This is a genomic window from Candidatus Cloacimonadota bacterium, assembly GCA_020532355.1.
Classification (GTDB): Bacteria; Cloacimonadota; Cloacimonadia; order Cloacimonadales; family Cloacimonadaceae; genus UBA5456.
On the sequence record JAJBBD010000119.1, the window covers coordinates 1 to 11,763 of the forward strand.

Sequence of the window (11,763 nt, forward strand, 5' to 3'; positions counted from 1 at the left end):
CGGAACTATCGCCAACTAGAGCCAAATAATCTATAAACTGCTCTGGACTCACCCCATATTTTTTTTCTACTTCTTGGATATTAATTATAGCATCTTTCATGGGATCGTAAATCTTACTCTGGCTCCCCACAAGTTGGCAATAATCCTTATCACCCGTTACATATATAATTTCGAATTCGTCTTCGTACTTCTTGCCTAAGGTACCCAAGGCGTCATCTGCTTCATATCCATCAGCGCCAACTTGAGGCACATTAATAAGGCGAAAAAACTCTATTATCGGTGCTATTTGGCTTTGCAAATCATCTGGCATAGGTGGTCTATTTGCCTTGTATTCTTCATAGTCTCGATGTCGAAAAGTTGGGGCTTTACGATCGAAGGCTATGGCAATGTGTTGTGCATCCATTTTATCCACTAAAGTGAGGAAGGAATTGAGTACACCAAATATTGCGGATGTGTTTTCTTGTTTGCTGTTTATCAATGGATTTCTAATAAACGCAAAATAGGCTCGATACAAAAGAGCAGTTCCATCAATTAAATATAGCTTGTTTTTCATATTATCTCCACAATCACATAAGTAGAAAGATGCCCCATTCAAGTGCTGGAGCATTGTCAAGTTTGAGCTTGATACCATATTTGTAAAGCTCTTTTTTGCTACCTGATACTTTACAATAATCTTAGCGATGCTTTAAGCTGAAATCTTCTTGAGGATTATGGAGTATGGCAGGATGAACCCTATCTAATATCTGCGTTATGCAGTCGGGTAGGTTCTGGGGAAAATTATTACTCTCCGCTGCGCGGATGGCCTTTTTCGTATGCCTCTTTAATATCTTCCAAGCTTAGATGAGTGTACACCTCTGTGGTAGCAAGGCAGGAATGTCCTAAAAGTTCTTGGATTACGCGCAGATCTGCTCCGCGAGCAAGCATGTGGGTAGCAAAGGAGTGGCGAATAGTATGTGGAGAATAGCCCTTATCGTGGGCAATGAGATCTATATAGCGCATCAGAATTGTACGCAATTGGGTGGTATCGAAGTTTTTCCCGCTACGGGTAAGAAATATCCGGTTGCTGCTATACTCCCGAGCCAATTGAGGACGACGTTGCAAGTAGATATTTAAAGCTTCCAACGCTGGTGCTCCAACTGGAATCATTCGTTGTTTGTTGCCTTTACCGGTTACGCGGATAATGCTTCTTTTCGTATCCAAATCTTCCAGTCGCAAATTTGCCAATTCCATTAGCCTTAGACCACAGCTATATAGCAGTTCAAATATGGCACGATTGCGGATGCCAAATAGAGTATCGGTATCAGGTATGCGGATAAGAGTTTCCATTTCCTTCTCACTGAAGAATTTGGGAAGCTTTTTTTCCACTTTTGGCCGCCTGATTTTGAGCATGGGATTTATCTCGATAACCTTTTGCATTTTAAGATACTTAAACAGCGAGGAAAGCGAAGCAATCTTGCGTCCTAAAGTATTATTGCAATCCGGTCGTTCCGATAGCCATTTAAGAAAAGCGCGAATGTGCAAGGTAGATATTTCTCGCATTTTTAAGCCCCCAAAATACTGGTCTATAAAACCTGTAAATTGAAGTAAATCAAACTCGTAGCCATCCAATGTGCGAGGGCTTTTGCCCTGTAAGGCAAGGTAGTTCCTGTGTTTTTCAATCCACTCTTTCAGCAAAAAACGCTCCTTTGGGTTGTATAAGACACATTTTTTGCTTGCCTTATTCCTTGTCGAGAAAAAACTTGCTCTATGAAAGTGGAGGTATTATGAACCAACATATAGATAGTAGTGCCCAATTGGGTACAGATGTCCGCATCGGTTTCAATACGATCATCATGGAAAATGTTCAAATTGGCAGCAATTGCCTGATTGGACACAATGTGGTAATTCATGCCGGCAGCATTATTGGTGATAATGTCCGAATTGACGACAATGTAATTATTGGTAAAAAACCGCTTTCCTCTCCACGCAGCATATTCAAGGTTCCCGAGAACCTCTCCCCCTCAATAATTGGCAGCTTTTGCCAGATTGGCGCAAACGTGGTAGTATATGCTCAATGCGAAATTGGCGAACGTAATCTGATAGCCGATTTGGCAACCATTAGAGAGAATGTGAAAATAGGGGATCTGAACATAATAGGTCGCAATGTGAGCATCGAGAACTTTGTAAACATTGGAAATCGCAATAAGTTTGAAACCAATTCTTACATAACAGCATATTCTAATATTGAAGATTACTGCTTTGTAGCCCCTTGTGTGGCAACCAGTAACGATAACTATATGGCAAGAGATAAGGAACGCTTCAATCATTTTAAGGGCATCACTATGAAAAGTGGCGCTAGAATTGGCGTAAATGCAACAATACTACCCGGAAAGATCATTGCTCAAGATGGAACTATCGCCGCTGGGGCAGTGGTAACCAAAGATGTTAACTCCGCCAACATCGTAGTGGGAAATCCCGCTAAGGTATTTCGCGAAGTGCCTGAAGCTCAACTACTAAAAAACAATCTGGATAAATAATGAAAGCGCTGATAATTATTCCCACCTACAATGAAGTGGAAAACATAGAACATTTGCTAACGATTCTTTTGGCAAACAATAAAGGCTTAGAAGTATTGGTGTTGGACGATAACAGCCCAGATGGCACAGCCGCTGTAGTAAAGAAAATTATGGCAAATGAAGAGCGAGTGCACCTTATAGAGCGCCCAAACAAGATGGGCTTGGGCTCCGCCTATGTAATAGGATTCAAATATGCCTTGCAGAATGATTTTGAATTCATCATGCAAATGGATGCAGATTTTTCCCACAATCCCGATGATGTGCCCCGTTTATTGGAAACAGCACAAAACTACGATTTGGTGATTGGATCTCGCTATTCAAACGGCGTTAACATTATCAACTGGCCAATTCAACGTCTATTGATTAGCTATTTTGCTTCCAAGTATGTACGCCTCATAACATCTATGCCAATCAAAGACCCTACGGGGGGATTCAAATGCTTTCACCGTAAAGCATTGGAAAGCATAAATCTGGAGCGAATACTATCCGATGGTTATGCGTTTCAGATCGAGATGAATTTCCGCATTTGGGCTAAAGGTTTTAGCATCAAAGAAATACCTATAGTTTTTACGGAACGCATCAATGGGGTATCCAAAATGAGCAGACACATAGTGTGGGAAGCAGCATGGATGGTGTGGAATTTACAATTTAGAAAGCTTTTGGGCACACTGCATTAAAGGCTTAGGAAACAAAACTTACTATGCTGGAAAGAATTAACAATCCTATATTACAAAATGAAGAAGCAGATTATGATCGGGCTTTACGACCACGTACACTAAGTGATTTTATCGGTCAAGAACACATCAAGGAACAGCTCGACATAAGTATTCAGGCTGCCCGGATGCGCTCTGAGCCCTTGGATCATGTATTATTTTATGGTCCTCCCGGCTTAGGAAAAACAACCCTGGCATCCATTATTGCCCGCGAAATGGGAGTTAACATAACGGTTTCTAGCGGTCCTGTTATAGAAAAACCTTCAGATTTGGCGGGTATCTTAACAAACTTGGGGCGCAATGAAACACTTTTCATCGATGAGATTCACCGTCTTTCACATGTAATTGAAGAGTACATATATCCCGCTATGGAAGATTATGAGATGGAAATTATCCTGGATAGCGGGCCATCATCGCGTACGCTTAAAATTCCCATCGAACCCTTTACTTTGATTGGAGCAACTACGCGCGCCGGATTGCTTACTCCGCCCTTGAGGGATCGTTTTGGCATTGTTTTAAGACTGGATTATTACGATCAAAGCTCTATTGAACAGATTATCAAACGCTCGGCAAGGCTTTTAGAGGTCTCAACAGAAGAAGAAGGCGTTAAAGAGCTTGCTAAACGAAGCCGGGGAACTCCACGCATTGCAAATCGCCTCCTGAGGCGAGTACGAGATTATGCTCAAATTCGCGGGGATGGCATCATCACTTACGAAATAGCAGTTGCTGCGCTATCGATGCTGCAAGTGGATCACGCCGGATTGGATGAAATGGATAAACGCATCTTGAGTACAATCATTGAGAATTATCGTGGTGGTCCGGTTGGCATAAAAACCATCTCTACAGCCATTGGTGAAGATGCTGGAACAATAGAAGAAATATTTGAGCCGTATTTGGTGCAACAAGGCTTTTTGGAGCGCACTACTCAAGGACGCAAGGTTACGCTAAAAGCATATCGGCATTTAGGGTTGAGCCCTATTGCCGAGCAGGCAGAAATTTTCGAAGCATAAATGGGTTATACCAAAAACATCGGGCACAACCTGCTAACGCAAATTCTAAAAATTACTTTTGGCGTTGTAACCGGTGTTTTAGTAGCCCGTGCCTTGGGTCCGGCTCGTCAAGGATATATTGCCTACATCATCCTCATCTTCACATTGTTGGGAAATTTTGGACATCTGGGTATAATATCGGCAGTAACCTATCATCAGAAACGAAGCGGATTTGAGCGTTTGACAATCTACAGCACAAATGTCAATGTATTAATCCTGTTTTCTTTAGCGATTTGCGGAATAATAATCATCTTAAGATCGAGTGGAGTATTTTTAACAGATTATTCCTGGTCTTTGGTAATAGGCGGATTGCTGATGATGATTTGCTACCTCTTTATTGGTCACCATCAAGCTTGGCTTACCGGAGATGAACGTATTATTTTGAACAATCAGATTGGGCTTAGTTCCTTCTTCTTGAAAAGTGGATCCATTCTATTACTTTGGCTTTGGGGAGCGCTTACTTTTAAAACTTACTTTTGGATAAGTGTTTTAGCCTTATTAATGTGGCTGATACTAATCCAAATAAAACTGAGAGAAGAATACATACCCAATATCCTTATTCCGGTGCTAAAAGCAGAATTTGCCTACGGTAGCGTATCTTGGGCTTCTACATTATTTGCTTTTTTACATTATAGGGCAGATCAGATAATGATTAAGCAATACTTGGGCTCGGCAGAACTTGGTATTTATACTATTGCCGTCACCATCGCAGAATTGCTATTTTTACTGCCAATTTCCATCAATACAGCCTTAACTGGGAGATTGTATAATTTGCCAGAAGATGACAATGGGAAACAGCTTTTAGCTCGCACTACCCGCATTAGCTGGAGCATCTGTTTTGCCTTATGCCTGATTGCCATTCCCGGAAGCCTGCTAATTCCTTTGGTGTATTCGGCGGCATATGCTAAAGCTACCTCAATAATGCTAGTCCTATTGCCAGGAGTGCTATTTGCTTGCATTCCCAAGATGGTTTCACCCTGGTTCTTTAGTAGTGGCAGACCTAAAGTGCATCTTAGAATTACCTTTATCTGTTTGGTACTTAATGTAGTTCTAAATTTCATCTTTATCCCTCTCTGGGGAAGTTTGGGAGCCGCTCTCGCTTCTAGTATTTCATATTTTTTCTATGGGCTTTATTATATTCTAATGTTGGTTTTGAGGGAGGGCTTTTCACTGCGAGAACTAATCTGCCCAGATATTGTGGATCTGAAGCTTTTACAAAATCTTAGAAAATCATGATGTTAAAGAAAGATTCCTGGCAAAGTATTGCTAATATACACTTTAGAGGATACATCTATGACGAAGGGGGAAATCCGGCTAAGCTTAGTGAACTCAACCGCCGTTTTGGCAATAGCAAGGGCATAGCAGAAATTGAAGAACAACTAAAACAAGCAAATGGCTGCTTTGCTCTAATTATTCAAAATAAGAATTTTACCATTGCGGCAGTAGATAGAATCCGCTCTATTCCCCTATTCTTTGACGCAAACAATAGGATTGCAGATGCAGCAAATGATTTGTATAAGCTGGATATTCAAAGCATAAAGGATACATCACCCGAGATTCTTAATGAATTCTTGATAACCGGATTTGTTAGCGGCGCCCAAACACTTCACCCTAAAATTCAACAGATTCCTGCAGGTTACTATTTGCTGTTGGAAAACGGCAAAGAACCACAGCTAAAGATGTATTATGGGTATTTTCACAAACGCGAACTTGACGATTCGGAGGAAGCTTTGCGGGCAAAGTTGCACCAGGTACATTTGAATATAACTGAGCGACTAATTAATAACCTTGCCGGAAGAGCAGCCGTGATTCCTTTAAGCGGAGGTTACGATTCCAGATTGATCGCTTATCTGCTAAAACGAGCAAATTACCCTGCCATTTATACCTTCACTTACGATGCAGTAAATAACCCTGAAGCGAAAATCTCTCAAAAGGTGGCTAAACACCTAAATGTCCCATGGCTATTTGTGGAACATACATATAAAAGCTGGAATAAAGCCTATTTTTCCAATGAGCGTATGAAACATTATCAGTATGCGTTTAATGGCGTATCCAGCCCCCATATACAAGATTGGCTGGCTGTAAAAGAACTTCGAAATAATAAACTGATTCCAAAAAATAGCGTTATTACCCCAGGGCATACTGCAGATTATCTCGAAGGTTCGCGTTTACCGCTTTGTTATAGAGAAAAAACCAAGTTTAGTGATAAGGACTTAATCGAACAAATCATAAAAAGGCATTATTCTCTGTGGAAAACCCAGTCTATGGATGATATTGCCATATACACAAAACGCATAAGAAACAATATCCAGATCCCCGAAAGTATGAATGCGCAAGAAGCGGCATCCTTATTGGAGTATTGGGAAGTTATTGAGCGGCAAGCTAAATTTATCGTAAATTCGGTAAGAGCCTATGAGGATTTGGGCTTTAGTTGGTGTTTACCCTTTTGGGATGCTGAATTGATGGAGTTTTGGAGTACCATACCGTTAAGCTTACGTGTGGGGCGTAAATTGTGGCACCAATACCGCCATAAGTACCTACCCATACCTATACCAGTGTTTAAGTACCCAAACTTACCTATACGAATCCGTGATAAAATCCTCCGTGTTATGTTTGGGGAAATTATGGATGTTCGTTATGGGCGTTTTGCAGAATTCCGCAACCCCTTTCAATATGCATCTGCCAAAGTATCAAATTACCTGCGCGATGAAATTGAATATCCTGCATATATAAACCCCAATAAACCTCTGCTTAGATGCCACATGAATGCATTACAAGCACTTAGGGCAATTTACGAGTTATAAAACAGTCGTTATGACAAACCTGAGCTTTGTTTGCTTATCATTCAAAACTTCCTGCCTTATCTGCATACTGGCTTCAATTAAGCTCCATTTATAACCCAGCTCAAATTCTGCTTGTAAATTGTTGTGCCCTAAAACTTCATACCCCATATCGTTGTTCTGGTATATAAGCATCTTGTAGTTGGCACTGGAGTTTACTCTAAACCCACCACAGATATTGAGTCCTGAAGAGCTATAAGCAATATGCTGTGCCCAATAAGAACCATTGCTAAGCGCCGCTGCCTTCTCTTGTTGATGATAGTGAGCTCTACATTCTATCCGCCAATTCGAGTCGACATTATAATCTGCTGTTAGATTGAAACGCAAATGCAGAGGCTTGCTATGAATGTAGATGCTGTCTATGGAAGTAAGAATCTCTCTATCTATAAGCTTTAACTTGAGAGCTATTAGCAGATTACTGTTTTTAAATGTTGCCTTAAAACTGCTGTGAGAAAGCCATTGAGGATCGTTAATATCTCCTCGCCTATGGTTGATAACCGTACCAAAATTAAATTGCAAAGCCTTGAGTGGCTTGTATTGCAGTTCGACACTTATCTCTTCTCGATTATCTAGTGTATTTAACAACATGGCTTTGCTTGCATATGCAGGGCGTTGATAATCCAGCAATCGGGTATATGACCATGTATTTCTGAACATTCCACTTTGTAAGCACCATTCTGACTTAAGTGCTGGTGTTTTGCCATGCATAGCCAGCTCTGCTTTGAGAGTGTTTGACGTGCTATTTAGAATTAAATAAGTACTAACAGTCTGCAACAATGAATCTGCTCTAGAAGAAGAGAAAGCGCGATCATACAGCTGGTAATAGTACAATGAGCCTGCTTCGATGAGATCGCTACGATAATATAATCCGGCAGCCAATATTTGTTCTGTACTGGTACATATATAGCTCTGTTTAGTCTTGGGCAGGAAAGATATCATTTCTTCGCTTAAGCGAACATCCCGCTCCACTTGCGACGCCAAAGCTATCAAACCCCAGCACTTATATTGAAGATCAATGCCCAATCCGCTTGGAGAAAAGCTTGAAGGATGAGGAGGGTTTTTCATTCTATTGTTACCACTCTGCCGTTTCAGTACCAATCCATTGCCCCAAGTTGGACTAAAAGATCCCAATACAAAAGATTGTCTATGCTTGAATTGGAGATTAGCCAAAAACTCATTCTCATGCCGCATCCCACCCCTTATTTGCCAATCCTTCTTTTTCAAATGTATGTAGCTAGTAATGTATTGTACCTCCGAACTGTATCCGGAAATCGAGAATGCCCCTTTTACCGAATCGTATTCTTTATATTGGGCATCAATATTGATATCCGCCAAATCCTCTTTAACCAATTCTGGTATCACCAAAAGCTCATCATCTACAACCTGTGCAAAGGCAAGCCCCACTATTAAATAAAATACTAGCCCAAGGGCAGTTTTCACCAATATACGTCCAATGATAGTGAGTGAGTGGGATTCAGATCAGTATGTGTGCGAATCGAATACATTAAAGCTAGTTTGCCACGTCTTAACTGCACTCCGGTGCCAAAACGGTTAGGTTCGTTTTGCCAGGAACCAATTACTGAGATACACTCGTGTAGATATGCCACCATACCAATGCGAAAGAAATCCTCATAAGTGTTTGGATTCACATATCCCAAAGCAATATTAACCTCTGAGCTTAGTGCTGTTTTTAGGCTCAAACAAAGCTGACTTGAGGATAAATTTTGGCGAAGCAGCTTAAGTTCTGCCCCATAGTCTTTCCAGTTGTAAGCAACACCCAAATCGTAAGCCCAGTCATAGTTACCATCCTCTTCATCTACAGCATCATATATCATATGGCTGCTGGCCCCCAGAGCGAAGCCATGCCAACAATAGTGCGCATTCAGGTAAGGATTGTGATAGATATAATCCTGATGATACAGATACGTATTTCCCAGTCCAACATACAAATTATTGATATTTACTGCATTATGAAGCCCAAAAATGCTTATTTGCGATAGATTGAAAGGACGAGTATAAAAAGAAGAAAGACCTTTCAGTTTCATAACCGGTGAAATAGAATAATCTGCCACAGATTCTGAGAGTATTGAAAGCCCACTGAGGGCATTTGCCATTGCAGAACTCTCTTGCATCAATGCTCCCAACGGTAAACTGAGAATCATTAGTGCCAGAGCAAGAAGCTTCATCTCAATACAATGCCAGCTCGCTTTCCGGATCGAAGAAATGAGCTTTTACCATGTCTACCGTAACCGGGAGTTCTTTATCGATCTGAGGCAATTCTTTGGGGTCAAATCGTGCCACAAAGCTATATTGTTTGGTTTTCAATACCACATGGAATTCATTTCCCAAGGGCTCTACCAGATCACAAATCGGAGTAAACTTCTGTGGGTACTCTGCCATACTATCATGTCGGGCATCATAAATATCTTCTGGGCGGATACCCATGATTATTTCTTTATTTTCATATTTCTTGAGCAGAGTACTTTGATCTGGAGTAAGCTGAAGCTGATAATCTCCACTATCAAAAATCAAAGAACTATCTTTGGCTAACAACTTGCCCGTTACCATATTGATGGCTGGACTGCCAATAAACCCTGCTACAAATACATTTGCTGGTTTATTATAAATATTCAAAGGACTATCTATCTGATGAATAACTCCATCTTTCATAACCACAATACGATCTGCCATCGTCATAGCTTCTACCTGGTCGTGAGTTACATAAATCATTGTGTTTGCCAATGTTTGATGCAGTTTCACTATCTCTGCCCGCATGGCTACTCTTAGTTTGGCATCCAGATTTGAAAGTGGTTCATCAAAAAGAAATACTTTAGGATTTCGTACAATAGCTCTACCTAAAGCAACGCGTTGACGCTGCCCCCCAGATAACTGAGCCGGCTTTCGTTTCAACATGCTTTCAATACCCAGAAGAGCTGCAGCGTTATCTACTTTAGTCTGAATTTCGGCCTTGCTCTCTCCTCTCAGCTTAAGGGCAAAAGCCATATTATCATACACTGTCATATGCGGATATAGGGCATAATTTTGAAACACCATAGCTATATCACGTTCTTTGGGTGGTTTTTTGTTCACCAGATTGTCGCCAATATATATATCGCCACTGGATATTTCTTCTAAGCCCGCAATAAGGCGCAGTACAGTTGTTTTACCGCATCCAGAGGGACCCACAAGCACCACAAACTCTTGGTCTTCAGCTACAAAGCTCACATCTTTTACGGCATGGAAACCGTTATCATAATACTTATTTAAGTTTTTTACAACTATCTTTGCCATGGCATTCTCCTTATCTGAAAAGAAAATTTAGCTCTGCATAAAATGTCAAGCAGGATTTTTATTCTTCCTATAAACCTCTACTCGATTGCGCCCTTTTTCTTTTGCCTTATACAGAGCTGCATCTGCATTTTGAACAAAGCGCTGGAGTTCACAACAATCTGCACTTGTACTAAACTGCTCGCATGATAGACCAATGCTGATCGTTATCTTAATTTTATTATTTTTATATTGAAAGGTCTTATTCTCAATTTGCTGACGCAGATCTTGCATCATTTTTTTGCTTCTCTGCATAGAAACGTCGAACAGCACTACCAAAAACTCCTCTCCACCATAGCGGATGATGATATCACTTTTTCTAAACGCACTTTCAAGAATTGTACCCAAATCTCGTAGCACACTATCACCAGCAGCATGACCATATATATCGTTTACGCGCTTGAAATAGTCTATATCCAACATGGCAAAGCTCACCGATGCCTTGTGTCTAAAAGACAACGCTACTATTTGGGTAAGATTGTTTTCCATATAGCGTCTGTTTCTCAAGCCTGTCAATGAATCGCGCAGAGATAGTTCTCCCACCTCTTGATACAGTTCCTCAATTTTATCATAATTCATTTGTAGGTTTTCCACATAGCTATTATTGCGCATACTGGTTTGATGAGAAAGATTCAAGTAAAGCTTGTCTAAATAGCTAATACTGTTTTTATAATCGTTTGGTTTACTGTGCATGCGCAGATATTTAGAAATCCCAATCAAGCGTTCCCAGCATTTATGCAAAAAGTAGTTTGAAGATTTATAGCTTTGGATGCTTTCTCTTAGATTCTCATCAAGCCCACTCATATAGTTCCCCGCAAAGAAGTGCAAAGCATGTAGCTGTTCGGCATTGAGTATGTTCTCGTTGAAGTCGATCAAATCCTTATAAAACTCCATTTTTTGTTCTGGAGATATGATCTTGTCGTCCATAGAAAATAATTCATATCCAACCATTGCGCTATTGATATTCTTATGCTCTCTGATGTGTTGGTACAGATTCATCAGTAATGCCTTATAGTAAACTGTGTTTTTAATGATCTCCAGATTATTTAACCATTTTACCATCAAAAAAAGCGCAACCTCTTCTCCTTGTGCTTCAAAAACTTCCACAGTAAGTGTGAGTAAAATCCTCATCTTTTCTTCCACGTTGCTTGTGGCGTTCATTATTTGAAATCTGCAAATGTAGTACAAAGCATAAAAACTCAAATTGCTTTCTTCTATCTCCTGTTCCAATTCTTGTGCCAAAGCATTTGCGGCTGAAAAGTGTTTTATTTCTACATAC

At 40.5% G+C, this 11,763-nt stretch carries 11 protein-coding genes; 5 read left to right on the forward strand and 6 right to left on the reverse strand.

Features of this window, described 5'->3' with window-relative positions; all coding sequences use genetic code 11:
• Together LHW48_04145 and LHW48_04150 are read right to left on the reverse strand one after the other, a co-directional pair.
• The coding region (locus tag LHW48_04145; GenBank protein ID MCB5259650.1) for a DNA polymerase I at positions 1-553 on the reverse strand (553 nt) is incomplete at its 3' end.
• A 227-nt stretch (positions 554-780) separates the two neighbouring features.
• Positions 781-1,674: a tyrosine-type recombinase/integrase gene (locus LHW48_04150; GenBank protein MCB5259651.1), complete on the reverse strand. Its 894-nt coding sequence runs from the start codon at positions 1,672-1,674 to the stop codon at positions 781-783.
• An 89-nt stretch (positions 1,675-1,763) separates the two neighbouring features.
• Between LHW48_04150 and LHW48_04155 the strand changes: the two genes are divergently transcribed.
• Genes LHW48_04155 through LHW48_04175 form a run of 5 tightly spaced genes read left to right on the forward strand, consistent with a single transcriptional unit; the run spans position 1,764 to position 7,121 of the window.
• Positions 1,764-2,516 (forward strand): N-acetyltransferase, encoded by a 753-nt coding sequence (locus tag LHW48_04155; GenBank protein MCB5259652.1) that lies wholly within the window; start codon positions 1,764-1,766, stop codon positions 2,514-2,516.
• On the forward strand, positions 2,516-3,232 hold the full coding sequence (locus LHW48_04160) for a polyprenol monophosphomannose synthase (protein ID MCB5259653.1): 717 nt from the start codon (positions 2,516-2,518) through the stop codon (positions 3,230-3,232). Before LHW48_04155 ends, LHW48_04160 begins: the two co-directional genes overlap by 1 nt.
• Positions 3,233-3,255: 23 nt before the next feature.
• Entirely contained in the window at positions 3,256-4,278 is a 1,023-nt protein-coding gene (gene ruvB / locus LHW48_04165; protein MCB5259654.1) for a Holliday junction branch migration DNA helicase RuvB, read from the forward strand.
• Complete coding sequence (locus LHW48_04170; protein MCB5259655.1) at positions 4,279-5,553, forward strand: polysaccharide biosynthesis C-terminal domain-containing protein; 1,275 nt, start codon at positions 4,279-4,281, stop codon at positions 5,551-5,553.
• Positions 5,550-7,121: a hypothetical protein gene (locus LHW48_04175; protein ID MCB5259656.1), complete on the forward strand. Its 1,572-nt coding sequence runs from the start codon at positions 5,550-5,552 to the stop codon at positions 7,119-7,121. Before LHW48_04170 ends, LHW48_04175 begins: the two co-directional genes overlap by 4 nt.
• Here LHW48_04175 and LHW48_04180 read toward each other — a convergent pair.
• The 4 genes from LHW48_04180 to LHW48_04195 form a co-directional block, all read right to left on the reverse strand.
• Entirely contained in the window at positions 7,116-8,597 is a 1,482-nt protein-coding gene (locus LHW48_04180; protein MCB5259657.1) for a hypothetical protein, read from the reverse strand. The two genes, LHW48_04175 and LHW48_04180, sit on opposite strands and share 6 nt — an antisense overlap.
• Positions 8,594-9,343 carry a hypothetical protein gene (locus LHW48_04185; GenBank protein ID MCB5259658.1) on the reverse strand — a complete coding sequence of 250 codons (750 nt, stop codon included), beginning with the start codon at positions 9,341-9,343 and terminating at the stop codon, positions 8,594-8,596. The genes LHW48_04180 and LHW48_04185 overlap by 4 nt, the downstream gene beginning before the upstream one ends.
• A 1-nt stretch (position 9,344) precedes the next feature.
• Positions 9,345-10,448: a sn-glycerol-3-phosphate ABC transporter ATP-binding protein UgpC gene (gene ugpC / locus LHW48_04190; GenBank protein ID MCB5259659.1), complete on the reverse strand. Its 1,104-nt coding sequence runs from the start codon at positions 10,446-10,448 to the stop codon at positions 9,345-9,347.
• A gap of 45 nt (positions 10,449-10,493) precedes the next feature.
• Positions 10,494-11,763 (reverse strand): GGDEF domain-containing protein (locus LHW48_04195; GenBank protein MCB5259660.1); only part of this gene is annotated, 1,270 nt, incomplete at its 5' end.